The sequence below is a fragment of the Mesorhizobium sp. M7D.F.Ca.US.005.01.1.1 genome, from assembly GCF_003952545.1.
Lineage (GTDB): Bacteria > Pseudomonadota > Alphaproteobacteria > Rhizobiales > Rhizobiaceae > Mesorhizobium > Mesorhizobium loti.
Window position 1 is genome coordinate 1,651,198 of record NZ_CP034453.1, and the last position, 25,618, is coordinate 1,676,815.

General features: G+C 62.8%; 22 protein-coding genes. 13 read left to right on the forward strand and 9 right to left on the reverse strand.

Annotation, left to right across the window (positions count from 1 at the left end; translation table 11 throughout):
• From EJ076_RS07935 to EJ076_RS07950, 4 genes are all read right to left on the reverse strand, one after another.
• Positions 1–1,557: an NADH-quinone oxidoreductase subunit NuoF gene (locus EJ076_RS07935; RefSeq protein ID WP_126067517.1), complete on the reverse strand. Its 1,557-nt coding sequence runs from the start codon at positions 1,555–1,557 to the stop codon at positions 1–3.
• Positions 1,554–2,033: a formate dehydrogenase subunit gamma gene (locus EJ076_RS07940; RefSeq protein WP_109666139.1), complete on the reverse strand. Its 480-nt coding sequence runs from the start codon at positions 2,031–2,033 to the stop codon at positions 1,554–1,556. The genes EJ076_RS07935 and EJ076_RS07940 overlap by 4 nt, the downstream gene beginning before the upstream one ends.
• A gap of 192 nt (positions 2,034–2,225) precedes the next feature.
• Positions 2,226–3,125 (reverse strand): LysR family transcriptional regulator, encoded by a 900-nt coding sequence (locus tag EJ076_RS07945; RefSeq protein WP_109666141.1) that lies wholly within the window; start codon positions 3,123–3,125, stop codon positions 2,226–2,228.
• Positions 3,126–3,264: 139 nt separating this feature from the next.
• Entirely contained in the window at positions 3,265–3,642 is a 378-nt protein-coding gene (locus EJ076_RS07950; RefSeq protein ID WP_126067518.1) for a VOC family protein, read from the reverse strand.
• A 251-nt stretch (positions 3,643–3,893) separates the two neighbouring features.
• Between EJ076_RS07950 and EJ076_RS07955 the strand changes: the two genes are divergently transcribed.
• A complete protein-coding gene (locus tag EJ076_RS07955) occupies positions 3,894–5,063 on the forward strand; it encodes an Mrp/NBP35 family ATP-binding protein (protein ID WP_109666142.1) in 1,170 nt (389 codons plus the stop codon).
• A gap of 33 nt (positions 5,064–5,096) precedes the next feature.
• Here EJ076_RS07955 and EJ076_RS07960 read toward each other — a convergent pair whose 3' ends face one another.
• Positions 5,097–5,549 (reverse strand): carbon monoxide dehydrogenase subunit G, encoded by a 453-nt coding sequence (locus tag EJ076_RS07960; RefSeq protein WP_109666144.1) that lies wholly within the window; start codon positions 5,547–5,549, stop codon positions 5,097–5,099.
• Positions 5,550–5,695: 146 nt separating this feature from the next.
• Between EJ076_RS07960 and EJ076_RS07965 the strand changes: the two genes are divergently transcribed.
• The 5 genes from EJ076_RS07965 to EJ076_RS07985 all read left to right on the forward strand — a co-directional run bounded on the left by EJ076_RS07965 (position 5,696) and on the right by EJ076_RS07985 (position 10,809).
• Positions 5,696–7,501 (forward strand): IlvD/Edd family dehydratase, encoded by a 1,806-nt coding sequence (locus EJ076_RS07965; RefSeq protein WP_126067519.1) that lies wholly within the window; start codon positions 5,696–5,698, stop codon positions 7,499–7,501.
• Between the two features lie 211 nt (positions 7,502–7,712).
• The gene (locus tag EJ076_RS07970; RefSeq protein WP_126067520.1) at positions 7,713–8,531 is read left to right on the forward strand and encodes a chromate resistance protein ChrB domain-containing protein; all 819 of its coding nucleotides are present in this window, start codon (positions 7,713–7,715) and stop codon (positions 8,529–8,531) included.
• Entirely contained in the window at positions 8,528–9,919 is a 1,392-nt protein-coding gene (gene chrA / locus EJ076_RS07975; RefSeq protein ID WP_126067521.1) for a chromate transporter, read from the forward strand. Before EJ076_RS07970 ends, chrA begins: the two co-directional genes overlap by 4 nt.
• A gap of 27 nt (positions 9,920–9,946) precedes the next feature.
• A complete protein-coding gene (locus tag EJ076_RS07980) occupies positions 9,947–10,330 on the forward strand; it encodes a VOC family protein (RefSeq protein ID WP_109666151.1) in 384 nt (127 codons plus the stop codon).
• 80 nt (positions 10,331–10,410) lie between these two features.
• Positions 10,411–10,809, forward strand: a complete 399-nt coding sequence (locus EJ076_RS07985) for a hypothetical protein (RefSeq protein ID WP_126067522.1) — start codon at positions 10,411–10,413, stop codon at positions 10,807–10,809.
• 18 nt (positions 10,810–10,827) lie between these two features.
• Here EJ076_RS07985 and EJ076_RS07990 read toward each other — a convergent pair whose 3' ends face one another.
• Together EJ076_RS07990 and EJ076_RS07995 are read right to left on the reverse strand one after the other, a co-directional pair.
• Positions 10,828–12,414, reverse strand: coding sequence for a trimethylamine methyltransferase family protein (locus EJ076_RS07990; RefSeq protein WP_109666155.1), 1,587 nt, complete (start codon positions 12,412–12,414; stop codon positions 10,828–10,830).
• A 191-nt stretch (positions 12,415–12,605) separates the two neighbouring features.
• Positions 12,606–14,099 carry a PLP-dependent aminotransferase family protein gene (locus EJ076_RS07995; RefSeq protein WP_109666156.1) on the reverse strand — a complete coding sequence of 498 codons (1,494 nt, stop codon included), beginning with the start codon at positions 14,097–14,099 and terminating at the stop codon, positions 12,606–12,608.
• Between the two features lie 323 nt (positions 14,100–14,422).
• On the opposite strand from EJ076_RS07995, the gene pgi reads away from it, so the two are divergent.
• Together pgi and EJ076_RS08005 are read left to right on the forward strand one after the other, a co-directional pair.
• Positions 14,423–16,066 carry a glucose-6-phosphate isomerase gene (gene pgi, locus EJ076_RS08000; RefSeq protein WP_126067523.1) on the forward strand — a complete coding sequence of 548 codons (1,644 nt, stop codon included), beginning with the start codon at positions 14,423–14,425 and terminating at the stop codon, positions 16,064–16,066.
• Positions 16,067–16,071: 5 nt separating this feature from the next.
• Complete coding sequence (locus EJ076_RS08005; RefSeq protein ID WP_126067524.1) at positions 16,072–16,794, forward strand: HAD family hydrolase; 723 nt, start codon at positions 16,072–16,074, stop codon at positions 16,792–16,794.
• A 381-nt stretch (positions 16,795–17,175) separates the two neighbouring features.
• Here EJ076_RS08005 and EJ076_RS08010 read toward each other — a convergent pair whose 3' ends face one another.
• Together EJ076_RS08010 and EJ076_RS08015 are read right to left on the reverse strand one after the other, a co-directional pair.
• On the reverse strand, positions 17,176–17,886 hold the full coding sequence (locus EJ076_RS08010) for a methyltransferase (RefSeq protein WP_245462973.1): 711 nt from the start codon (positions 17,884–17,886) through the stop codon (positions 17,176–17,178).
• On the reverse strand, positions 17,886–19,886 hold the full coding sequence (locus EJ076_RS08015; RefSeq protein WP_126067525.1) for a long-chain fatty acid--CoA ligase: 2,001 nt from the start codon (positions 19,884–19,886) through the stop codon (positions 17,886–17,888). Before EJ076_RS08015 ends, EJ076_RS08010 begins: the two co-directional genes overlap by 1 nt.
• A 467-nt stretch (positions 19,887–20,353) precedes the next feature.
• Here EJ076_RS08015 and EJ076_RS08020 point away from each other — a divergent pair, with 467 nt between their 5' ends.
• The 5 genes from EJ076_RS08020 (at position 20,354) to EJ076_RS08040 (ending at position 25,616) form a co-directional block, all read left to right on the forward strand.
• Positions 20,354–21,946 carry an ABC transporter substrate-binding protein gene (locus EJ076_RS08020; protein WP_126067526.1) on the forward strand — a complete coding sequence of 531 codons (1,593 nt, stop codon included), beginning with the start codon at positions 20,354–20,356 and terminating at the stop codon, positions 21,944–21,946.
• Between the two features lie 50 nt (positions 21,947–21,996).
• Positions 21,997–23,004 (forward strand): ABC transporter permease subunit, encoded by a 1,008-nt coding sequence (locus tag EJ076_RS08025; RefSeq protein WP_109666178.1) that lies wholly within the window; start codon positions 21,997–21,999, stop codon positions 23,002–23,004.
• Positions 23,005–23,074: 70 nt separating this feature from the next.
• Positions 23,075–23,929, forward strand: a complete 855-nt coding sequence (locus EJ076_RS08030; RefSeq protein ID WP_244482870.1) for an ABC transporter permease subunit — start codon at positions 23,075–23,077, stop codon at positions 23,927–23,929.
• Between the two features lie 2 nt (positions 23,930–23,931).
• Positions 23,932–24,789: an ABC transporter ATP-binding protein gene (locus EJ076_RS08035; protein WP_126070986.1), complete on the forward strand. Its 858-nt coding sequence runs from the start codon at positions 23,932–23,934 to the stop codon at positions 24,787–24,789.
• Positions 24,786–25,616 (forward strand): dipeptide ABC transporter ATP-binding protein, encoded by an 831-nt coding sequence (locus tag EJ076_RS08040; protein WP_126067527.1) that lies wholly within the window; start codon positions 24,786–24,788, stop codon positions 25,614–25,616. The genes EJ076_RS08035 and EJ076_RS08040 overlap by 4 nt, the downstream gene beginning before the upstream one ends.
• Positions 25,617–25,618: the final 2 nt, after the last annotated feature.

Here is a 25,618-nt window from a genome sequence, read left to right on the forward strand (position 1 = left end):
CTATTCGGCAGCCACGCGCACGGGCGCTGGCTTGAAGTCGTCGGGGAAATGGGTGATCGAGCTCATGACAGGGTAGGGCGTGAAGCCGCCCAGCGCACAGAGCGAGCCGAATTTCATCGTGTTGCAGAGGTCGGTGACCAGAGCGAGGTTCTTCTCTGGCTCAATGCCAGCGGCTATTCTGTCGATGGTTTCGACACCGCGCGTCGAGCCGATGCGGCAGGGCGTGCACTTGCCGCAACTTTCGATGGCGCAGAATTCCATGGCGAAGCGTGCCTGTTTCAGCATGTCGGCGGTGTCGTCGAACACGACGATGCCGGCATGGCCGATCAGCCCGTCCTTGGCCGCGAAGGCTTCATAATCGAATGGCGTGTCGAACAGCGCGCGCGGGAAATAGGCGCCGAGCGGTCCACCGACCTGCACGGCCTTGACGGGACGCCCCGTTGCCGTGCCGCCGCCGATCTCGTCGACGATCTCGCCCAGCGTCATGCCGAAAGCGGCTTCGAACAGGCCGGCATATTTGACGTTGCCGGCGATCTGGATCGGGATCGTGCCGCGCGAGCGGCCCATGCCGAAATCCTTGTAGAAGGCCGCACCCTTGTCCATGATGACAGGCACCGAGGCCAGTGAGATGACGTTGTTGATCACCGTCGGCTTGCCGAACAGCCCCTTGTGCGCCGGCAGCGGCGGCTTTGCCCGGACCATGCCGCGCTTGCCTTCGAGCGAGTCGAGCAGCGCCGTCTCCTCGCCGCAGACATAGGCGCCTGCGCCAACCCGGATCTCCATGTCGAAAGCGTTGGGTGAACCCAGCACGCTGGCGCCAAGAACGCCGGCCTTGCGAGCGATCTCGACGGCCTTGTTCATCACCGCCACCGCATGCGGATATTCCGAGCGGATATAGACAAAGCCCTTGGTCGCACCCGTGGCGATACCGGCGATCGTCATGCCTTCGATCAGCACGAAGGGATCGCCCTCCATGATCATGCGGTCGGCGAAGGTGCCTGAATCGCCTTCGTCGGCGTTGCAGACGATGTATTTGCGATCGCCAACGGTATCGAGCACCGTTTTCCACTTGATGCCGGTCGGGAAGCCCGCGCCACCGCGCCCGCGCAGCCCGGATTCGGTCACCTGGGCGATAATGGCGGCGGGCGTCAGTCCCAACGCGTTCGTCAGGCCGTTCAACCCGCCATGTTTCTTGTAGGATTCGAGCGACAGCGGATCCGTGACGCCGCAGCGCGCGAAGGTCAGCCGCGTCTGCTTGGCCAGGAAGGGGATTTTGTCCGGCGCGCCCAGCCAGCGCTTGTGATGGCCGCCGGTGAGGAAGCCGCTGTCGAACAGGCTTTTGACGTCGGAGGTTTTCACCGGCCCGTAGGCGACGCGGCCGTTGGCTGTCGCAACTTCGACCATCGGTTCGAGGAAATAGGCGCCGCGCGAACCGTTGCGCACGATCTTGGCCTCGATGCCGCGCTCGGCGAGTTCACTGGCAATCGCCTTGGCGACCTTTTCGGCGCCAAGCGCCAGTGCGCCGGAATCGCCAGGAATGTAGATACGCGGGATCATGAGCGCACCTCGGCAACGATCTCATCGAGCTTTTCATCATCGAGCCGCCCGATCACTTGGCCATCGAGCATTGCGGCGGGCGAACAGGCGCACAGGCCGAGACAATAGACTGGCTCCAGCGTGACCGAACCGTCGCGGGTCGTCTCATGGAAGCCGATGCCCAGCAACTGTTTCAGTTTGGCGGCGACGGCGTCCGAACCCATCGACTGGCAGGATTCCGCCTGACAAAGCTTCAGCACATGCCGGCCTGCCGGATGGCTGCGGTAATCATGGTAGAAGGTGACGACGCCGTGCACCTCGGCCCTGGAAATGTTCAATGCTTCGGCGATGACAGGCAGCGCATCGTGCGGCACATGGCCGAACTCTTCCTGGATGCCGTGAAGGATCGGCAGCAGCGGGCCTTCAAGGCCCTTCAGCTCCTGGATGATCGCGGCCGTGCGCGACGTGATCTCGGTACTTGCAGGCTGCATTGGCATGCAGCGCCCTCCCTATCGTAGCGGTTCATGCGTATCGCCCAAAAACATTTAGTGGTTTTGGAGCAACGACATGCCTGTGCCGCTTTATCGCTAAGTGCTTAAGAAATCGAAGAAAACCTCCGAAATCAATAAAGCGGTTTCGTTGGACGATAGAAACCTTCTATCGACTGTCATCAGCCAACCTTGTCTAACTCAACGGTTGGCGTGGAAATCGTCCGCCAGCGCCATCGCCTCGTCTAGCAGCGCCGAGACCAGCGGCGTGTGCGGTTCGCGCGGTGTCGCCACCAGGCCGACCGTGTGGCTGGCGTCGGGTTCGACGATCGGAATGGCTCGTATCGGCTCGGAAAAACCGAATGTTTCCGCGAGGTTGAGCGGCATGATCGACGACCATTTGCCAGTGCGGATGTGGGAAAACAGCACGATCATCGAATTGGATTCCAGCGTTGGTCGCACCTGCACGCCGGCTTCGGCCAGATGCTGGTCGATGATGCGGCGGTTCTGCATGTCCGGCGTCAAAAGGCACAGCGGCAGGCTTGAGAGCTCCGCCCATGTCACTTTGTCGCGGTCGGAATAGGGATTTCCCATCGCGGTGATCAGTTGATAGCGCTCGTCATAGAGCGGCACGCTGGTCACCCGCCCCAGCGGCTCGTTGTCGAGATAGGTGATGCCGGCGTCGATGTCGAAATTGCCGAGCAGCGACAGCACCTCGATCGACGTGCGCGACAGCACCGAGAAGGTGACGCCCGGGTGTTTTGCCCGAAACGGTGTCGTCAGCCGTGCGACCATGGCCAGTGCGGTCGGAATGGCGGCGATGCGGATGCGTCCGGAAAGTCCGTGGCGCGCCGCCCGCATTTCCTCGCGCATCGTGCGGGTGTCGCCGACGATGCGGCGCGCCCACACCAGCACCTGTTTGCCCTCCGGCGTCAGTCCCTGGAAGCGCGAGCCGCGCAGAACCAGCATGACACCAAGCTGGCCCTCCAACTGCTTGATTCCGGCCGACAGCGTCGGCTGGGTGACGCCGCACACTTCCGCCGCCCGGCCGAAATGCTCTTCCCTGGCCAGCGCGATGAAGAATTCCAGCTTGTCGATCATGGGCGGAAGCTAGAGCATTTTGGCGCCCGCATAAATGCGGTAAAACAAACGGTTGGCGCGAGTCACCGGTTCCAGGAAAACAAGCGAGGAGTGCCCGCGCAGATCATGCGTGCACCGCCTCCCCGAAATACGAAACAACCTATTTGTCCACAAGGTTCAGGATGTTGCCGTCCGGATCCTTGAACCAGGCGACCTTCATGCCGTAGCCGACATGGACGTCGCCCTCCAGCGTCAGGCCGGGCATCTCATAGTGCTCGAAGGTGACGCCCTTCGACTTCAGTTCCTTGATAACGTTGCCGATCTCGTCGCCAACCATCCATGTCACCGCCGTTGCCTTGTTGGTTCCGGCAAATTGGGAATGATAGACGTTGAGGGTGGTATCGCCGCTTTTGTACACGATCAGTTCGCCGCCCTGATCGTGCACCTGTTTCAGGCCAAGTGTTCCCTCATAGAAAGCCTTGGCCCTTGCCAGGTCCTTTACCGCCAGATTGGCCGTTGCGTTGCTGTTTGCGAGCATGGTCGCCTCCTTCTCTTGATTGTCGGTCCCGTGCTGGTCGTTGAAATAGGTCTCTTCGACTGTTTGACGACTGTCGGCTGGCCTGATTGACGGCCGCACCGGCACTCGATCATCTGGAAGACGTTTGATGCTGATGAATCCGACGGACCCCATCGTTTTTCCGGGCACGCCAAGGCAGCCATTGCTCCACGGCTTGGTTCTGTCCGGAAACTGCATTATCTCAGGCGCAAGCTGCGTAAGGAAAAACTGCCATGTCCGTCACCAAGGAAATCGTCACCGAGCGTCTGAAGACGGTCAACGGGCCGGATTTCACCGGCAACATTGTCGACCTCGGCATGGTTTCGGAGATTTTCATCGCCGACGGGAAGGTCTTCTTCTCGATTACCGTTCCCGCCGCCCGTGCCCAGGAAATGGAACCGTTGCGTGCCGCCGCCGAACGCGTCGTCAAGGCGATCCCCGGCGTCGCCGGCGCCGTCGTCGCGCTGACGGCCGAGAAGAAGGGCGGCGGCATGGAGGCGCCGGTTCCGTCGCGCCCCGCTCCCAGGCCCGCTCCGCCCGCGGCCGCGCCACGTGCCGCTCCCCATGCTCCCGCTTCACACAGCTCGGGCAAACGTGGCGTGCCCGGCATCGAGGCAATCATCGCGGTCGCCTCCGGCAAGGGTGGCGTCGGCAAGTCGACCACCGCCGTCAACATCGCGCTTGGCCTCGTCGCCAATGGCCTGCGCGTGGGCGTGCTCGATGCCGATATTTACGGTCCGTCGATGCCACGGCTGCTCAACATCCACGGCCGGCCGCAGACCGTCGACGGCAAGATCCTGAAACCGATGGAGAATTACGGCCTGAAGGTGATGTCGATGGGCTTCCTCGTCGATGAGGAAACGCCGATGATCTGGCGCGGACCGATGGTGATGTCGGCGCTGACGCAGATGCTGCGCGAGGTCGAGTGGGGCCGGCTCGACGTGCTCGTCGTCGACATGCCGCCCGGCACCGGCGACGCGCAGCTGACCATGGCCCAGCAGGTGCCGCTGGCTGGCGCCGTCATCGTCTCGACGCCGCAGGATCTGGCCCTGATCGACGCGCGAAAAGGCCTCAACATGTTCAAGAAGGTCGACGTGCCGTTGCTCGGCATCGTCGAAAACATGAGCTATTTCATCGCCCCGGATACCGGCAAGCGCTACGATATCTTCGGTCATGGCGGCGCGCGCCGCGAGGCCGAGCGTCTCGGCGTCACCTTCCTTGGCGAAGTGCCGCTCGAGATGGGCATTCGCGAAAGCTCGGACGCCGGCACGCCGGTTGTCGTCTCGAAGCCCGACGGCGCCGAGGCGAAAATCTACCGCGACATCGCTTCGAAGGTCTGGGACCGGGTCAACGAAGAGCGTGGTGCGGCTGCCGCCGCCGTGCCGAGCATTGTGTTCGAATAGCTTTTTGTTCGGTAGGCACCGCCGCTCTGCAGCCTAGGCCGCGCCTACCTTCTCGCCGAAGCTGGAAAAAAACTGCCCGGCCAGTTTCTTCGAGGTCGATTCGATCAGCCGGCTGCCAAGCTGGGCGATCTTGCCGCCGACGTCGGCCTTGGCGGCGTATTTCAACACCGTGGTATCCGGTCCATCTTCGGTCAGCGTCACGTCGGCGCCGCCCTTGGCGAAGCCGGCAATGCCGCCCTTGCCTTCGCCCTGGATGGTGTAGGAGTGCGGCGGCTTCAGATTCTTCAGCGTCACCTCGCCATTGAACGTCGCCTTGATCGGCCCGATCTTCACCACCACGGTCGCCGCCATTTCGGTCGGCGACTTCATCTCAAGGCTCTGGCAGCCGGGAATGGTCGCCCTCAAGACCTCGGGATCGTTCAGCGCTTCCCACACTTTTTGCAGGGGTGCGGCAATGCGTTCCTCGCCTTCGATCACCAAAGCCATGAAAACCTCCCGGACAAGACTGCCTGAAGCCCTAGCGCACGGCAGGGTGCGTGTCTATCACACCAAAGTCCGGTTGCGACCGCACGCCCTCTTGCCTGCTTACGCGCGTTGCCATATCGATTTGTCTTACAAATACGGAGACCACGATGGCAGGCGCCCCCACCACCAAGAAAAAATTTCGCTCGCAGGAGTGGTTCGACAATCCCGACAATCCGGGCATGACGGCGCTCTATCTGGAGCGCTACCTGAATTACGGCCTGACGCGCGCTGAACTGATGTCCGGCAAGCCGCTGATCGGCATCGCCCAGACCGGCTCCGATCTTTCGCCGTGTAACCGCCACCATATCGAACTCGCCAAGCGCGTGCGCGAAGGCATCGTCTCGATGGGCGGCATTCCGTTCGAATTCCCCTGCCATCCGATCCAGGAGACCGGCAAGCGCCCGACCGCAGCACTCGACCGCAACCTTGCCTATCTCAGCCTGGTCGAGGTGCTCTACGGCTATCCGCTCGACGGCGTCGTGTTGACCATCGGTTGCGACAAGACCACGCCGGCGCTGCTGATGGCGGCGGCCACCGTCAACATTCCGGCCATCGCGCTGTCGGTCGGCCCGATGCTCAATGGTTGGCACAAGGGCAAGCGCACCGGCTCCGGCACCATCGTCTGGGAATCGCGCCAGCGACTTTCGGCCGGCGAGATCGGCTACGACGAGTTCATGGACATCGTCGCGTCCTCGGCGCCGTCCACCGGCTATTGCAACACCATGGGCACCGCCACCACGATGAACTCGCTGGCCGAGGCGCTTGGCATGCAGTTGCCGGGCTCGGCCGCCATTCCCGCCCCCTACCGCGAGCGCGGCCAGATTTCCTATGAGACCGGAAAACGCATCGTCGAGATGGTGCATGAGGATCTGAAGCCGTCCGATATCATGACGAGAGAGGCTTTCGAGAACGCCATCGTCGTCAATTCGGCCATTGGCGGCTCGACCAACGCGCCTATCCATCTCAACGCCATCGCCCGACACCTTGGAGTCAAGCTCGACAATGACGACTGGCAGACGGTCGGCCTCAATGTGCCGCTGCTGGTCAATTTGCAGCCGACGGGCGAATACCTCGGCGAGGACTACCATCATGCCGGCGGCGTGCCGGCGGTCATCGCCGAACTGATGAAGGGCGGGCTGTTGCCGCATCCCGGCGCACGCACCGTCAACGGCAAGTCGATCGGTGAGAATAGCGAGGGCGTCGCCAACGAAAACCCCGACGTCATCCGCTCTGTCGCCAAGCCGCTGAAGGCCAATGCCGGCTTCATCAACCTCAGGGGCAATCTGTTCGATTCGGCGATCATGAAGACCAGCGGCATATCGCCGGAATTCCGCGAACGCTATTTGTCCAATCCCAAGGATCCAGAGGCTTTCGAAGGCAACGCCATGGTTTTCGATGGGCCGGAGGATTACCACGCTCGCATCGACGACCCGGCGCAAGGCATCGACGAGCATACGATCCTGTTTATGCGCGGCGCTGGCCCGGTCGGCTATCCCGGCGGTGCCGAGGTCGTCAACATGCAGCCGCCGGCCTACCTCATCAAGAAAGGTATCCACGCGCTTGCCTGCATCGGTGACGGCCGCCAGTCGGGCACGTCGGGCTCGCCGTCGATCCTCAACGCCTCGCCGGAAGCCGCGATCGGCGGCGGACTGGCGCTGCTCAAGACGGGCGACCGCGTCCGCATCGACCTGCGCAAGGGCACTGCCGATATCCTCGTCACCGACGACGAGATCACCCGGCGCCGCGCCGAACTGCAGAACAATGGCGGCTATCACTATCCCAAGCACCAGACGCCCTGGCAGGAGATCCAGCGCGGCATGGTCGCGCAGTTCTCAGAAGGAATGGTGCTGAAACCGGCGGTGAAATACCAGGATGTCGCGCACACCAGCGGTGTCCCCAGGGATAATCACTGATTCTGGATCGATGGCTGGCGGCTTGATCAATCAGGCCGCCAGCCGTTTTTCCGTTCAGCGCGGCGCGTCCGGTCGCAGGTCGAGAACGCTCGTCATCCTTGACAAGCGCGCCCAACAAATCCACGATCATGACAGGGGGTGCATCGCGACGACCCCGTGAGGCGTCAGCCCAACGTTCGCGTCCAAGCTTCTCTTCCAGGAGGTGGACGCCATGCCGTCAACAACCGCTATCACTGTATCGCAACTGTCCCGGCTCATCGGTCTGCCGGGCGCGCCTGTCATTATCGATGTTCGCATCGATGACGATTTCGACGCCGACCCGCGCCTGTTGCCGGCCTCGTGCCGGCGCGATTTCAAAACCGTTTCGACCTGGGCCGCCGCATTCGCCGGCAAGCCGGTGGCCGTCGTCTGCCAGAGGGGGCAAAAGCTCTCGCAAGGCGTCGTCGCATGGATGCGCCATGAGGGGATTGCCGCCGAATCCCTTGAAGGCGGGTTTGAGGCCTGGCGCGATGCCGGGGGCCTTTTGATCCGCACCGCCAAGGTGCCGCCACGCAATGAAAAGGGCGCCACCGTCTGGGTGACGCGATCACGCCCAAAGGTCGACCGCATCGCTTGCCCATGGCTGATCCGGCGTTTCCTCGACCCCGACGCGGTGTTCCTGTTTGTCGAGCCCGCTGAAGTATTGGCTGTTGCCGACCGCTTTCAGGCCGTGCCGTTCGACATCGACAATGTGTTTTGGAGCCATCGCGGCGAACGCTGCACCTTCGACACGATGGTCGAGGAGTTCGGGCTGGAATCCGAGGCGCTCGATCGCCTTGCCGCAATCGTGCGCGCGGCCGACACCGCAAGCCTCGACCTCGTGCCCCAGGCGGCCGGCTTTCTGGCTGCCTCGCTTGGTCTGTCGCGTATGTTCCGTGACGATCTGGAACAACTGGAAGCAGGCATGCTGCTCTACGACGCATTCTTCCGCTGGTGTCGCGACGCCACGGAAGAAACGCACAATTGGCCGGCAGCGGGTAAACCGACATGAGCGCTCTTGCCCCGGCAGATAAGGTGACGAGCGTCGAGGTGCCGGCTGTACCGACCTTCACCGAAGCCATGAAGGTCTGGGCGAAGATCGGACTGCTCAGCTTCGGCGGGCCGGCCGGGCAGATCGCATTGATGCACAAGGAACTGGTAGAGGAGCGGCGCTGGATCGGTGAGCAGCGTTTCCTGCATGCACTGAACTACTGCATGCTGCTGCCTGGCCCGGAAGCCCAGCAACTCGCCATCTACATCGGTTGGCTGCTGCACAGGACGATCGGCGGCCTTGTCGCCGGCATCCTGTTCGTCGTGCCGGGCGCGCTCGTCATGCTCGCCTTGAGCAGCTTCTACGTCCTCTATGGCGACATGCCCCTCGTCGCGGCGCTGTTTTTCGGGGTGAAGGCGGCGGTGCTTGCCATTGTCATCGAGGCGGTGATCCGGATCGGACGGCGCGCCCTCAAGAACCGGGTCATGGTGTCGATCGCGGTCGGAGCGTTCATCGCCATCTATGCGTTGAATGTGCCGTTCCCGCTCATCGTCCTGCTCGCCGGCCTGACCGGATGGCTGGGGGACCGCGTTGCTCCCGGCCTGTTTTCCGGCTCGGCACATGGCAAGGACGATGTTGCCGGTATCAAGGGAGCGGTCGACCTGATGTTCGAGCGCGGCGAGCTCGCCCATGTCAAACCGACGAAATGGCATGCACCGCGCACCGTCGCCATCTGGCTGCCGCTCTGGCTCGGGCCTGTGCTCGCGATCTGGTGGTTCACCGGTTCTGCAAGCGTCTGGACCGAGATAGGGCGGTTCTTCAGTCTCATGGCGGTCGTCACTTTCGGTGGCGCCTATGCGGTCCTCGCCTATGTCGCACAGGCGGCCGTCCAGTCCTTCGGCTGGCTGGCGCCTGGCGAAATGGTCGATGGTCTTGGGCTTGCCGAAACGACGCCAGGTCCGCTCATCCTGGTGCTGCAGTTCGTCGGCTTCATCGCCGCGTTCCGCCACGCCGGGTCGCTGGACCCGTTGCTTGCCGGATCGCTGGGGGCGTTGCTCACTCTGTGGGTGACCTTCACGCCCTGCTTTTTCTGGATATTCCTCGGCGCGCCCTATATCGAGGCCCTGCGCGGCAACAAGGCATTGTCGGCCGCACTGGGCGCGATCACCGCCGCCGTTGTCGGCGTCATCATGAATCTCGCTTTGTGGTTCGCCTTGCATGTCATTTTCCACGAGGTCCGCAACCTAGGCCTCGGCATGAACGTGCCGGTGTTTTCGTCGATCGACTGGCGCGCGGCGTTGCTTTCCGGCGCCGCCATGATCGCCATCCTGAAGCTGAAAATCGGCATGCTGCCGACGCTTGCCGCATCTGCCCTGGCCGGTGTCTTGCTGTTGGCGGTAAGTTGGTAGTGGCGTGGGACAGTATGGGAGGAGACAATGGAAACTGTAAGTGTCCGCTACATCGTGAATGACGTCGACGAGGCCATAGCTTTCTACGGCGAACATCTCGGCTTTGCCGTCGCGCTGCATCCGGCGCCGTCCTTTGCCATGCTGGCGAAGGGCAATCTGCGGCTTTTGCTCAACGCGGCGGGGGGGCCGGGCGGCGCATCGCAACCCATGCCCGATGGGAGCCTGCCTGAGCCCGGCGGCTGGAACCGCATCCAGATCGAGGTCGAGGATCTGGAAGCTCTCGTTGCCGCCCTGAGGCATGCGGGTCAAAGTTTCAGGAACGATATCGTCAAGGGCATGGGCGGCAGCCAGATCCTGTTGCAGGATCCTTCCGGCAATCTGGTGGAGTTGTTCGAGCCGGCGCGCAGGTAGGTCTTATTGCATGTCGTGGCCCCGAAACCGGTGCCGCTTTTGAGCGATATGCACCAATTGGGTCGAACGCAAGGAACATCATGGCGGGACGGCGCTCTTCCCTCGGCTTCCTCGGAATGTTCGGCCGTTCGGGCGACTTGAGACAGCTTGATGCCGCATTGCGTGGCGCCGACCTTCATCCCGCCCTCGTGCCGGAGGGGGTAAAACTCACCATCGTCAATTTGATGAAGGATCACTGGCCCGACGAGCCGCCCAGCCAGGCCTATCCAGAAGTGGCGCGGCTGTTCAGCTATTGCGTTGCCGGGCCTGAAACCTTCGAAAGCTCACATGGCTTGCAGCAGCGGCAAGAGGTGGAACGTCGGGTCGAGGCCGCAGTGCAGGCCGGCGACAGCTTCGATGCGCAAATCGTGCTGATGGCGCTGCACGCCAAACTGATCAATGCCGAGGTCGTGGAGCGCTACGGGCTGAGCGCCGACTAACTGTTCCGGCGTGCGTTCTTACCCGCCCATGCTGCCGCGCGGCAGCTTGATCATCTCGCCAAAGCGGGCGCGCAGTTTGTCGTCGATCAGCTTCGGCACATGGCGCGGAAAGCGCTCGGCAAGCACGCGTTTCTTCTCGATGATCGCTCGCTGCAAGATGTCGGGCCGGCCCTTTTCGTTCCATTCCTTGGGCGAAAAGCGGTCGCCGACGGCCGGATAGAAATACTCGGTCTGCATCAGCCGCAGCGTCTGTTCGTTACCGAGATAGTGACCCGGACCTTTCAGGCAGACGTCGGCGATCGTGTCGATCGACAGCGCCTCGTCCGTCACCTCGATGCCGCGCACGCAGCGCAGGCAGTGGCCGATCATGTCATTGTCGATGATCAGGCTTTCCAGGCAGAAGCCAAGCAGCGAGGCGTGCATGCCGGCCGACTCATAGACCAGGTTGAGCCCGGCAAGGCCGGCCATCACATCGGTGATGCCCTTTTCATAGCCGGACTGGATGTCGGGCAGTTTCGAATCCGTCATGCCCGCGGCCGAGCCGCCCGGCAGGTCGTAGAATTGCGCCATCTGCGCGCAGGCTGCTGTCAGCACCGCCTGCTCGGCCGAACCGCCGGACATGGCGCCGGTGCGCAGATCCGAAACGAAAGGCCAGGTGCCGAAGATCGCCGGATGCCCCGGCTTGATGGCGTTGACGTAGACGAGACCGGCCAGCACTTCGGCCACCGCTTGAACCACGGCACCGGCAATCGCCGCCGGCGCCGTGGCGCCTGCCTGACCAGCCGAGAGCAGGAGGATCGGAATACCGCCCTCGACACAGGCCTCGAGCACGCCGCAGGCGTCCTCGGCGAACTTCATCGGCGGCACGACGAAGCAGTTGGAATTCGACACGAACGGCCGGGCGCGGAAATTCTCCTCGCCGCCGGCAATGGCATAGAGCATTTCGAGGGCCGGCTGCACGTTCTCGCGTACCGTAAACGAGGTGCCGACATGCTTGGACGTGCCCATCACGCAGGCATAGAGCGTGTTGAAGTCCATTTCGAGCGGATCGGGAATGTCGCGCGGCACCATCGGCCGCTGGAAGAAATGGATGTTGTCGAGCCCTTCGACGAGGCGGGCGGCGTCATAGATGTCCTGCAGCAGCGATTCGCGGTATTCGCGCTTCTCGACATCGACCAGATGCACGGCGGCGCCCGCCGTGCCGTAATGCACGCGCTTGCCCTTGATCAGCATGTCGTGCTTGGGGTCCTGGCCATGCAGGGTGAAATGCCGTGCCGCTTTCTTGATCGTGTCGAGCACGAGCGCGCGGGGGAAACGGATGCGGCCATCGTCGCCATAGCTGGCACCGGCCTCGGTCAAGGCTTCGATGCAGGAGGGAATGGCATTGGCGAAACCAACCGTTTCCAAGAGCGTCAGCACCGCTTCGTGGATGCGTTCCTGGTCGTTCCGGGTCAGCGGTCCATAGCTGCCGCCTTCGAGGCCGGCGCGCACCGGCTTGATGTCGTCGGCCAACGGAGCTGCCCGCATAGCGCGACGCGCTTCGCGCCCGCCGGAGCGGCGCGAACGTTGATCCGCCGCCGCTTCCTGCTTTTCAAGAACTGACATGGAGACACTCCACCTTTCTGAGAAGCAGGGCGCGGCGGTTGGTCCACCATCGGCTGCTTCTTCCCCTTATGCTCCCGACTATGCCGCCGGCATTGGCACAGCCTATGGGCCAGCCGGTCCGGTTACATATGCCAGAGGGCTAAAGGACGGAGCCACGCTTGCGCGGCTCCGTCCAAGGGTCAGGTGATGGATCAGGCGGCCGCGGGCCTGCGTCCGGCGGCGGTGGCCAGTTCGCGGATGCCTGGCTCGATGTGCTGCAGCGCGATCGACGAGATGCCCAGCCGCATGAAACGCGAAGGTTTTTCAGTGCGATCGAAGAAACGGTCACCCGGTTCGATGATGACGCTGCGCGAGGCTGCTGCCTCGGCCAACCCGCGCGCATCGGTGCCGCGCGGTCCCTCGAGCCACAGCGATGTGCCGCCGGCCGAATCGGTCGAACGCCACTCCGGCAGAAAGGCGGAAATCGCATGGACCAGCCGCTTGCGCCGCTCGTCGAAGGCCGACGACAGCCGCCGCACCAGTGCCTCGTGATGGCCAAGCGACAGGAACAGCGCGACGGCGCGCTGGTTGTTGGCCGGCGGATGACGCAGCATGAAGCGGCGCAGTGCCCTGAGTTCGGAGATCAGGCCAGCCGAAGCGACGATATAGCCGAGCCGCAGGCCGGGAGCCAGCGTCTTCGACATCGAGCCGACATAGACGACGCGGCCGGAACGATCGAGGCTCTTCAACGCCTGCTGCGGTGCTTCGTCGAGAAGCTGGCTGTCATAGCCGTCCTCGATGATGATCTGGTTGTAGCGGTTGGCTCGCGCCAGAAGATCCTGCCGCCGTTCCGCCGACAGTGGCACCATGGTTGGGCAATGGTGGCTGGGCGTGACGAAGACGAAACCGGAATCATTGGCAATAGAAGCGGTTACGATGCCGGACTGGTCGACCGGCACCGGCTGTATCTCGGCCCCCGCAAGGCGGAAGATCGAACGGGCGTCGGGGTAGCCGGGGTCCTCCATCGCCACCTTCGAGCCCTTGGCCATCAGCAGCGTCGCCAGCATATAGAGCGCGTTCTGGGCGCCCAGCGTGACGATGATCTCGTCGGGATTGGCGAAGATGCCGCGCCGCGGCAGGAGCCGCGCCTGGATCTGCTCGATCAGCAGCGGATCGTCGCGGTCGACCATGTCGGACGCCCAGTTGCGGATCTCGAGCACGGCAAGCGCCATGCGGTTGCACTCGCGCCACTCGGCAGTCGGGAACAGCGCCGGATCGAACTGGCCGTAGACGAAGGGGTAGGACGACTTGATCCAGTTCTCATGCTTTGCCGGCGGCGGCATGTCGCTGGCGGCGATCTTGCGGCGTGCCTTCCAGTCGATCTCATTGGCCTGGTCGGGTGCCTTCTGGTGCGGCTTGGCCGGCGTCGCCAGCACATCGGGATTGACGAAATGGCCACGCCGCTCGCGTGCCACCAGGAAGCCCTGGTCGACGAGCTGCTGGAAGGCCAGCACGACGGTTCCGCGCGCAACGCCGAGTTTTTCGGCCAGGATCCGGCAGGAAGGAAGCGGCATCGAAGCGGCGATCTGGCGGTCGAGAATGGCGGCCACGATGGCTTGGCGGATTTGCGCCTGCAGGGTCTGGCCGGATTCAGCCGAAATCCGGAACAGGCCGGACCATATCGCCGTATCGTTTCGCTGTGGCATGGAAGATGTTCCTCGATGGCCAGCCTTTTTTGCTTGGCTGGACCAGCCGAACGTAACCGTGGCACAAGGGGTTGCGCCAATCAATTTTTCTGATCGTTGGGATTTATGCCAGTGATCCTTCACGCCATTTTGATGCTGCGCTGCGGCATGCCAGGGTGACGCGGCGCGTCATCCCGGCGATGACTCCGTGCGTCATCGCTGCGTGACGTCTGCGTCATCGCTGCGCATTGAAACGAGTGGAATTCGGCTCAATAGATTGTCGCGACGACACGCGCCGGAAACATCCGGTCCGTAATGATGGCTCGAGGTTTCGGAGTTTGGCAGTGGATCAATCGTCCTTTCAAAAACAGCTCGCTGCGTTGCGCGATCATCGCGCCGCGGCGCCCGCCAGCATGCGCCAGGCTTTCGCCGTCGATCCCAAGCGCTTCGAGACCTTCTCCGCCACCGATGGCGACCTTCTGCTCGACTGGTCGAAATGCGCGGTCGACGTAACCACCATGGACCTGCTGGAAAAGCTCGCCAAGGCGGCCGATCTCGAAGGCCGCCGCGCCGCGATGTTTGCCGGCAAGAAGATCAATGTCACCGAGGACCGCGCCGTGCTGCACACGGCGCTGCGCAACCTGACCGGCAAGGGCGTCATTGTCGATGGCCAGGACGTCAAGGCGGATGTCATCGCCGTGCTCGACGCCATGGGCGCCTTTGCCGATGCCGTGCGTTCGGGCAAGGCGGCCGGCGCCACTGGCAAGAAGATCACGGACATCGTCAACATCGGCATCGGCGGCTCCGATCTCGGCCCGGCCATGGCGACGCTGGCGCTGGCGCCCTATCACGACGGGCCGCGCGCGCATTACGTCTCCAACATCGACGGCGCCCATATCCACGACACGCTGAAGGGGCTGTCCGCCGAAACCACGCTTTTCATCATCGCCTCCAAGACCTTCACCACCGTCGAGACGATGACCAATGCCCAGACGGCGCGCGACTGGGTGCAGAAGGCGCTCGGCAAGGAAGCGGTCGGCAAGCATTTCGCCGCTGTCTCGACCGCGCTCGACCTGGTGGCCAAGTTCGGCATCGCGCCGGATCGCGTCTTCGGCTTCTGGGACTGGGTCGGCGGCCGCTATTCGCTCTGGGGCGCCATCGGCCTGCCGGTGATGATCGCTATCGGCCCGAGGAATTTTCGTGCCTTTCTCGATGGCGCGCATGAGATGGACGAGCATTTCCGCACCGCGCCCGTGCAGGAGAACCTGCCGGCGCTGCTGGGGCTGGTCGGCTGGTGGCATCGCGTGATCTGCGGCTACCCGGCTCGCGCCGTCATCCCTTATGACCAGCGCCTGTCCAGGCTGCCTGCCTATCTGCAGCAGCTCGACATGGAATCGAACGGCAAGAGCGTCACCCTCGAAGGCACGGCTGCGGCGACGCCGACCGGACCGCTGGTCTGGGGCGAGCCCGGCACCAACGGCCAGCATGCCTTCTTCCAGCTGCTGCACCAGGGCACCGATTTCATTCCGGTCGAATTCCTCGCCGCGGCCATCGGTCACGAGCCCGATCTCAAGCATCAGCATGATCTGCTGCTCGCCAACTGCCTGGCGCAGTCGGAAGCGCTGATGAAGGGCCGCACGCTTGAGGAGGCCCGCGCCCAGATGCTGGCCAAGGGCATGAAGCCGGCCGAGGTCGACAAGATAGCCCCGCACCGCGTCTTCTCCGGCAACCGGCCCTCGGTGACCATCCTCTACCGCAAACTCGACCCGCGCACCTTCGGCCGGCTGATCGCGCTCTACGAGCACCGCGTCTTCGTCGAGGGTACGCTGTTCAACATCAACTCCTTCGACCAGTGGGGCGTCGAGCTTGGCAAGGAACTGGCCACCGGCCTTTTGCCTGTCGTGGAGGGCAAGGAAAGTGCCGCGAAGCGAGACGCATCGACCGCTGGCCTTGTGGGATTCATCCACCATTTGCGTGGCTCGGAGTGAAAAGTTTGGCAGACATCAAGGGAATATTGTTCGACAAGGACGGGACACTTGTCGACTTCAATGCGACCTGGCTCAGCGTCGCCGACTTCATGGCCATGGATGCGTCGGAAGGCGATCGCTGGAAAGCCGACAGGCTGCTGGCCGCCGCCGGCTTCGATTTCGCCAACAAGCGTTTCAAACCGGACTCGATCTTTGCGTCCGGCACCAATCTCGACGTCGTCGAATTGTGGTTCCCGCGCCTGTCCAACGAGGACCAGATGCTTGCGGTCGCCCGCTTCAACGAGATCACCTCGGTGCAGGGCTCGGCAATGGCTGTGGCGCTGCCCGGCATCGTCGACACGCTGACGGCACTGCACAGGAAGTCCTACCGGCTTGGCGTTGCCACCAACGATTCGACCAGCGGTGCGGAAAAGACGCTGGTCACGCTTGGCGTCGCCCAATTGTTCGACGCGGCCTATGGCTACGACGCGGTGGCCAATCCGAAGCCGGCGCCCGACACCATCCTGGCCTTCAGCGATCTCACCGGCCTAAGGCCGGCGGAGATCGCCATGGTCGGCGATAACAGGCATGACCTCGAAATGGCGCGTGCCGGCGGCTGCGGGCTGGCGGTTGGCGTGCTCTCCGGCACCGGCACCCGCGAATCGCTGTCCGGCATTGCCGACGTTGTTCTTGATTCGGTTGCCGATCTGCCGGATTTCCTTTCGGCACGGGTCAAGGAGACGATCTGACGGCCCAAGGCCGCGGTCAAAACTCAATTCAACTCGGGATTTCCCGCCAATGGCCGAGATGGGGGAAGCAGTCCATGGAAACTATGGAGCTTCTGGTTTGTTTTCGGACACAGTGGGCCACTCATCAGCAGAGCAAACGTATCCGCATTTGCCGCACCTGATCTTGGCGCTTGCGTTATCGATGTCTTCGCCCGGCTGAAGGTCGAAGCCGCGATTTTCGCACTTTGGGCAAACTGTGAAACCGATACGTTGAACAACTTTAATCCACGCCATTCGACTTCTCCGATCAACGGCTAATCGAATCTATCTTCTGCCCCTTGAGGTTTGTCCACAATGAGTAGAATCCGGCCATTCAGAGCGATTGGGCCTTGTCCCGTCGCGCTAGCAATCTTCCTGCTCGAAGGAAAAGACACCGCTCGGCTTGGTCGCGGCACCCTTCGCATCGCCGAAATCCGGCACCCGGTATTCGGCGAGTAACCGTAGCCGCGACAGCGGCAGGTCGGTGCGGCGGGGATCGCCGACCAGCACTTCGATGCCGGCTGCCAGGCAGCGATCGAGGAACGGGATGACGCGCAGAGCGACCTCGCGGCCGTAGAACACGTCCCCTGCAAGCACGAGGTCGACGGCCGGCGGACGACCCGTGGTGATGTCCTTGTCGACAATGGTGATCTCGACGCCGTTGGCTGCGGCATTGAGGCCGATCGCGGCTACGCCGTTGCGGTCGATCTCGGCGGCGATTACTTCGCGTGCCCCAGCTTTCGCGGCGGCGATGCCGACAAGGCCGGAACCGGCACCGAGGTCGAGCACGCGGCGACCCGCCACGGTCATCGGATGGTCGAGGACATAGCGCGCGAGCACGGCGCCGCCGGCCCATATATAGGCCCAGTAGGGCGGTTGTGGCTCCGGCACGTCTTCCGCATCGTCTTCGGGCTCGACGAGCCGCCTCAATCCGCTGCCGGGGTGAGCCGTGTAAAACTGGATTTCTGGGAGCGCAGGCACAGGGACAAGGCGCATGTTCGCCTTGATGAACGTCGCCGGGTCGAGGCGCGAGCACCGATCCGGTGCGTCGTTGTCGGCAAGATCGTCATCCACTATTCACGCAGCGCTCGCCGCAGGATCTTGCCGACCGGTGTCTTCGGCAGTTCGGTGCGGAATTCGATGTATTTGGGCCGCTTGTAGCCAGTCAGGTTCTCGCGGCAAAAAGCGGTGAGCGCCTCTGCGGTGAGCGCGGGATCCTTCTTGACGACGAACAGTTTCGGCACCTCGCCCGAGTGCTCATCCGGCACGCCGATCGCCGCCACTTCGAGCACGCCCGGATGCATCGCCACGACTTCCTCGAGCTCGTTCGGATAGACGTTGAAGCCCGAGACCAGGATCATGTCCTTCTTGCGGTCGACGATCTTGGTGTAGCCGCGCTCGTCCATGAAGCCCATGTCGCCGGATTTGAAGTAGCCGTCCTTGGTCATCACCTTAGCGGTCTCATCCGGCCGGTTCCAGTAGCCCGCCATCACTTGCGGTCCCCGGATGCAGATTTCGCCGACCTCGCCGAGCGGCAGGTTGTTGCCGTCATCGTCGCGGATGGCGATCTCCGTCGAGGGCAGCGGCAGGCCGATCGTGCCGGTGAAGTCGCCGGCGCTGAATTTGTTGGCGGTGGCCACCGGCGAGGTTTCCGAGAGGCCATAGCCTTCGGTGACCGGACAGCCGGTCAGCGCCTTCCAACGTTCGGCGACGCCTCTCTGCACTGCCATGCCGCCGCCCAGCGTCAGCACCAGCGGCTTGAAGTCGAGCTTGCGGAAATCCTCATTGTTGAGCAACGCGTTGAACAGCGTGTTGAGGCCCGGAAAGATGTGCACCGGATATTTCTGCAGTTCCTTGACGAAGCCGGGAATGTCGCGCGGGTTGGGAATGAGCACATTGCGGGCGCCCTGCTGCATGCCCATCAGCGCGTTCACCGTCAGCGCGAAGATATGATAGAGCGGCAGTGCGCAGATGAAGTTGGGGTGCGCCGGTTTCGGCTTGATCGTATAGGCGTCCTCCATCCACTGCGCGTTCTGCGCGACATTGGCGAGAACGTTGCTGTGCAACAGCGTGGCACCCTTCGAGACGCCCGTCGTGCCGCCCGTATATTGCAGGAAGGCGACATCGCCGGCTGCCGTTTTGGCCGGCTTGAAAGTCGCGCCGGCGCCGGCCTTCAAGGCCGCGTTGAACTTGACATGGCCGGGCAGAGACCAGGCCGGCACCATCTTCTTCACGCGGCGCACGACGAAATTGACGATGGTGCCTTTCAGGCCGCCGAGCATGTCGCCCATCGCGGCGACCACCACATGCTTGACCGCCGTCCTGGCGATCACCGCCTGCAAGGTATTGGCAAAGTTCTCCAGGATGACGATGGCTTGCGCACCGGAGTCCTTCAACTGATGTTCGAGCTCGCGCGGCGTGTAGAGCGGATTGATGTTCACCACGACATAACCGGCGCGCAGGACGGCCATCATGGCTACCGGATATTGCAGCACATTCGGCATCATCAGCGCGACGCGCGCACCGTTCTGAAGGCCTTTCGATTGCAGGTAGGCGCCGAAGGCCGCCGACAGCCGCTCGACATCGGTGTAGCTGATGGACTTGTCCATGCAGGTAAAGGCCGGTTGCGCGGAAAATTGCTTGCAGGCGCCAACCAGGAAATCGCCGATCGAACTGTAGGGCAAGGGACCAATTTCGGCCGCTACGTTTTTCGGATAGCTCTTGAGCCACGGCTTTTCCGGCAGTCCCGCGGCCAGCGCCGTCAGTGCTTTCGGCAATCGCTTCGCGGCAGCCTCGGCAGGCTTGGCTGCCGGTGGAGCCTTTGTCGCCGCTGCCGCCTTCGCCGCCGGCTTGACGGCGGCGGGCTTTGCCGCGGACGCTGTCTTTCCAGCAGCAGTCTTGGCCGGGGCTTTGGCCGCCGGCTTTGCGCTTGCCTTTGCTGGCACGCTGGCCGCCTTCAGCTTGGTCGCGGCAGCTTCGGCAACTGGCGCTTTCGGCTTGACCTTGCCGGCTGCCTTTGGAGCCGCCTTGGCCCCCGCTTTCGCCGGCGCCGTCGTCCTTGATGCTTTTGCCACCCGTTACCTCCCTCGACAATTCTTGTTCGTCTGCGTTGCGCTCGCCCCTGAATTGACAGAGACGTCCTCCGCTGCTGCCGCTATATCATCTATGTATTGCCTCCATTGGTGACCGTGCAAGTCTTGCCCTTGCGGCAAGGCGGCGAAAGATTTGCCGTCCAAAATCTTTCCAGCTGCCGACACTCTCCCCTATGTCCCGGCCTGTGTCCCGGTGCATCCTCGGCTGCTCGGAAGAGCGCGCGGCATCGATATCGTCAAATCGGCGATCAATAAAAAAATGCGGTCGTTAATAATAGCGTGAATGGAAAAAACTGCTAATTTTTTCTGCCATTTAGCAAAATCGCGGATTTTTTTCCTGCTTCCCGCGGGGTAAGCAAACGGGGTGTTCCAAAGCCGGAAAAACGGTGCTTATATGCGCGCTTCGCGAGCCTGATAGAGGGGCTTGGAAGAACATCAGGGAGTGCTCAATGAAGAAGAAACTGACTTTTGCAGCCGCGTTGCTGGCTGCAAGCGTCCTGGGCGGCGTGGCCAACGCGAAAACTCTGGTCTATTGCGCGGAAGCTTCGCCTGAGGGTTTCGACCCGGCGCCGTATACCGCAGGCCAGACATTCGACGCGTCGTCGCGCACCGTCTTCAACCGCCTTGTCGAATTCGATCACGGCAAAACAACGACCTCGCCGGGCCTGGCTGAAAGCTGGACGATCTCCGACGATGGCAAGGAATACGTCTTCAAGCTGCGCAAGGGCGTCAAGTTCGCCGCCACCGACTATTTCACCCCGACGCGCGACTTCAACGCCGACGACGTGGTGTTCTCTTTCGAGCGTCAGGTCGACAAGGCTGGCCCGTGGTTCCAGTACATCCCGGGCATTGCCTACCAGTACTACAATGACCAGTTCGGCGACAACATCACCAAGGTTGAGAAGGTCGATGACCTGACGGTGAAGTTCACCCTCAAGGAGCCGGCAATCACCTTCATTCCGACGCTGGGCATGGACTTCGCCTCGGTCGTCTCCAAGGAATATGCCGACAAGCTGCAAGCCGACAAGACACCTGAACTCTTCAACCAGAAGCCGATCGGCACCGGCCCGTTCATCTTCGTCGACTACCAGACCGACGCGGCCATCCGCTACAAGGCCAACCCGGACTATTGGGGCGGCAAGCAGAAGATCGACGATCTGGTCTTCGCCATCACCACCGATCCGGCGGTGCGTGCGCAGAAGCTCAAGGCTGGCGAATGCAACATCATGTCATACCCGGCACCGGCCGACATCGCCGGCCTGCAGGCTGAAGCCAGCCTGAAGGTCGACGAGCAGGAAGGCCTCAATGTCGGTGCGCTGATGTACAACACCCAGCAGAAGCCGTTCGACGACGTGCGCGTCCGCAAGGCGCTCAACATGGCCATCAACAAGAAGGCTATCATCGACGCCGTCTTCCAGGGTGCCGGCCAGGTGGCGGTCAATCCGATCCCGCCGACCATGTGGTCCTACAACAAGGAAGTGAAGGACGATCCGTACGATCCGGATGCATCCAAGAAGCTGCTCGAAGAAGCCGGCGTCAAGGACCTCAAGATGAACGTCTGGGCCATGCCGGTGTCGCGCCCGTACATGCCGAACGCGCGCCGCACCGCCGAACTGATCCAGTCGGACTTCGCCAAGGTCGGCGTCACCGTCAACATCGTCAGCTACGATTGGGGTGAATACCTCAAGCGCGCTTCCGCGGTCGATCACGATGGCGCCGTCATCGTCGGCTGGACCGGCGACAATGGCGATCCGGACAACTTCCTCGGCGTGCTCCTGAGCTGCGCTTCCGTCGGTTCGAACAACCGCGCGGAATGGTGCAACAAGGACTTCGACGCGCTCATCAATAAGGCCAAGACCGTTTCGGATCAGGCCGAGCGCACCAAGCTCTATGAACAGGCGCAGGTCATCTTCAAGGAACAGGCACCCTGGGCGACGCTCGCTCACTCCAAGGTGTTCATGCCGATGCAGAAGACCGTCACCGGCTTTGCGATGGATCCGCTCGGTATCCATCGCTTCGACGGCGTCGATATCGCCGAATAAGGTTGCGAAACGGGGGCGTCGCCATGTGGTGACGTCCCCACTCGCCCGCCATGCTGCGCTATATCCTCGGCAAGCTCGCCCTCATCATCCCGACCTTCATCGGGATAACCATCCTCGCCTTTGGCTTCGTGCGCATCCTGCCCGGTGATCCGGTGCTGGTGCTTGCGGGCGAACGCGGCCTGTCGCCCGAACGTCACACGGCGCTGATGCACCAGTTCGGTTTCGACCTGCCGATATGGCAACAATACCTGACCTATCTGACGAACATCCTCAGCGGTGATTTCGGCACCTCGTTTTCCACCAAGACGCCGGTGCTCAAGGACTTCCTGGTGCGCTTCCCGGCAACGGTCGAGCTCGCCATCTTTGCCATGATCTTTGCCGTCCTCCTGGGTGTCGCCGCCGGCATCTTCGCCGCCATTCGCCGCGGCTCCTGGTTCGATCAGCTGACCATGGGCACGGCGCTGGCAGGCTATTCCATGCCGATCTTCTGGTGGGGTCTGCTGCTGATCATCGTGTTCTCCGGCACGCTGCACTGGACACCGGTTTCCGGCCGCATCGACCTTCTCTACTTCTTCAAGCCGGTGACCGGCTTCATGACCATCGATTCCCTGATCTCCGGACAGAAGGGCGCCTTCCGTTCGGCACTGTCGCACCTTGTTCTTCCAACCATCGTGCTCGGCACCATCCCGCTCGCGGTCATCGCCAGGCAGACGCGATCGGCCATGCTCGAGGTGCTTGGCGAAGACTATGTGCGCACCGCGCGCGCCAAGGGCCTGACCCCGTTCCGGGTCGTCGGCCTGCATGCCTTCCGCAACGCGCTGATCCCGGTCGTCACCACCATTGGCCTGCAGGTCGGCACGCTTTTGACCGGCGCCATCCTGACCGAGAGCATCTTCTCCTGGCCCGGTATCGGCAAATGGATGATCGACGCCATTTCCAAGCGCGACTATTTCACCGTGCAGGGCGGGTTGCTTTTGATCGCATTGATCGTCATGTCGGTGAACCTGATCGTCGACGTGCTCTACGCCGTCATCAACCCACGCATCCGGGCCAACTGACATGAGCAACGAAGGCCCAGCCACCATCGAAGCCGCGACCGTCGTCAAGCAGCAGGACGCAAGGCTGCAGATGTTCGGCGAGTTCTGGCACTACTTCTCCGTCAACAAGGGCGCGGTGATCGGGCTCTTCGTCTTTGCGCTGCTGATCCTGATCGCCATCTTCGCGCCGTTGCTGGCGCCGCATTCACCGGACGATCAGTTCCGCGACTTCTTCCTGACGCCGCCGGCCTGGCAGGAGGGCGGCAACGCGCAGTTCCTGCTCGGCACCGACGCCGTCGGTCGCGATATGCTGTCGCGGCTGATCTACGGCTCGCGTTTCTCGCTCGCCATCGGCTTCGTCGTCGTTACCACCGCGCTGATCTCCGGCGTTATCCTCGGCCTGCTCGCCGGCTACTGCCGCGGCTGGGTCGACACGCTGATCATGCGCATCATGGACATCATCCTGGCGTTCCCGTCGCTGCTCTTGGCCTTGGTGCTGGTGGCGGTGCTTGGCCCCGGCCTCGTCAACGCCATGATCGCCATCGCCTTCGTGCTGCAGCCGCATTTCGCCCGGCTCACCCGCGCCGCCGTAATGGCCGAGAAGACCCGCGAATACGTCGTCTCCGCCAAGGTCGCCGGCGCCAGCCATCTCAGGCTGATGCTGGTCACCATCCTGCCCAACTGCATCGCGCCGCTGATCGTGCAGGCGACGCTGTCCTTCTCCAACGCCATTCTCGAGGCCGCCGCCCTTGGCTTCCTCGGCATGGGCGCGCAGCCGCCGACGCCGGAATGGGGCACCATGCTGGCCGAAGCGCGCGAGTTCATCCTGCGCGCCTGGTGGGTCGTGACCTTCCCCGGCCTCGCCATCCTGATCACCGTCTTCGCCATCAACCTGATCGGCGACGGCCTGCGCGACGCGCTCGACCCCAAACTGAAGAGGTCGTGAGCATGCCTCTGCTCGAGATCAAGAACCTCACCGTCTCCTTCGACACCGCGGCCGGACCGTTCATGGCCGTGCAAGGCATCGACCTGTCGATCGAGCCGCGCGAAGTGCTGGCGATCGTCGGCGAGTCCGGTTCCGGCAAGTCGGTGGCGATGCTGGCGGTGATGGGCCTGTTGCCCAACACGGCAACGGTCAAGGCAGACCGCATGGCCTTCGACGGCGTCGATCTCCTGGAGCTCAGCCCGTCCGAACGGCGCAAGATCGTCGGCAAGGACATCTCGATGATCTTCCAGGAGCCGGTCGCCAGCCTCAACCCATGCTTCAACGTCGGCTTCCAGATCGAGGAGGTGCTGCGCTTCCATATGGGCATGGATCGCGCCCAGCGCCGGGCGCGGGCCATCGAATTGATGAAGCTGGTCGGCATCGCCGATCCGGAAGAACGCTTGAGCTCGTTTCCGCACCAGATGTCGGGCGGCCAGTGCCAGCGCGTCATGATCGCCATCGCCATCGCCTGCAATCCGAAACTGCTGATCGCCGACGAGCCGACGACGGCGCTCGACGTCACCATCCAGAAGCAGATCCTCGATCTCCTGGTTTCGCTGCAGGCCAAATACGGCATGGGCCTGATCATGATCACCCACAATATGGGCGTGGTGGCCGAGACCGCCGACCGCGTCATCGTCCAGTACAAGGGCCGCAAGATGGAAGAGGCCGACGTGCTGTCGCTGTTTGAATCGCCGAAGAGCAACTATACGCGCGCGCTTTTGTCGGCGCTGCCGGAGAACGCCATCGGCGACCGGTTGCCGACCGTGTCCGACATGATGTTCGAGCCGGCCCCTTCGGCTGCTGGAGCCGCCTCATGAGCACCACGGTTCTCGAAGGCAAGAACATCGTCCGCGACTACCACATCGGCGGCGGCCTGTTCACGGGACCGCGCACCGTGCATGCGGTCAAGGGCGTCTCCTTCAAGGTCGACAAGGGCAAGACGCTGGCCATCGTCGGCGAAAGCGGCTGCGGCAAGTCAACGCTTGCCCGCATCATCACGCTGATCGATCCGGCGACGGCGGGTGACCTGTTCATCGACGGCAACAAGGTCGACATCGCCAGGAATCCCTTGACGAAGGAGATGCGCCGCAAGGTGCAGATCGTCTTCCAGAATCCCTATGGGTCGCTCAATCCGCGCCAGAAGATCGGCGACGTGCTGGGCGAGCCGCTTTTGATCAACACCGACAAGTCGGCCGCCGAGCGGCGTGACCTGGCGATGAAGATGCTGAAGAAGGTCGGCCTCGGTCACGAGCACTACAATCGCTATCCGCACATGTTCTCTGGCGGCCAGCGTCAGCGCATCGCCATTGCCCGCGCACTGATGCTCAATCCAAGCCTGCTGGTGTTGGACGAGCCGGTCTCGGCGCTCGATCTGTCGGTGCAGGCGCAGGTGCTCAACCTGCTCGCCGACCTGCAGGACGAGTTCCAGCTGACCTACGTCTTCATCAGCCACGATTTGTCCGTGGTGCGCTACATCGCCGACGACGTGATGGTGATGTATTTCGGCGAAGCGGTCGAATACGGCTCGCGCGACGAGGTCTTTGCCGACCCCAAGCACAGCTACACCAGGACGCTGTTCGCCGCGACGCCGCGTGCCGACGTCGCCTCGATCAAGGCCAGACTGGCGAAGAAGAAGGCGGCTTAACG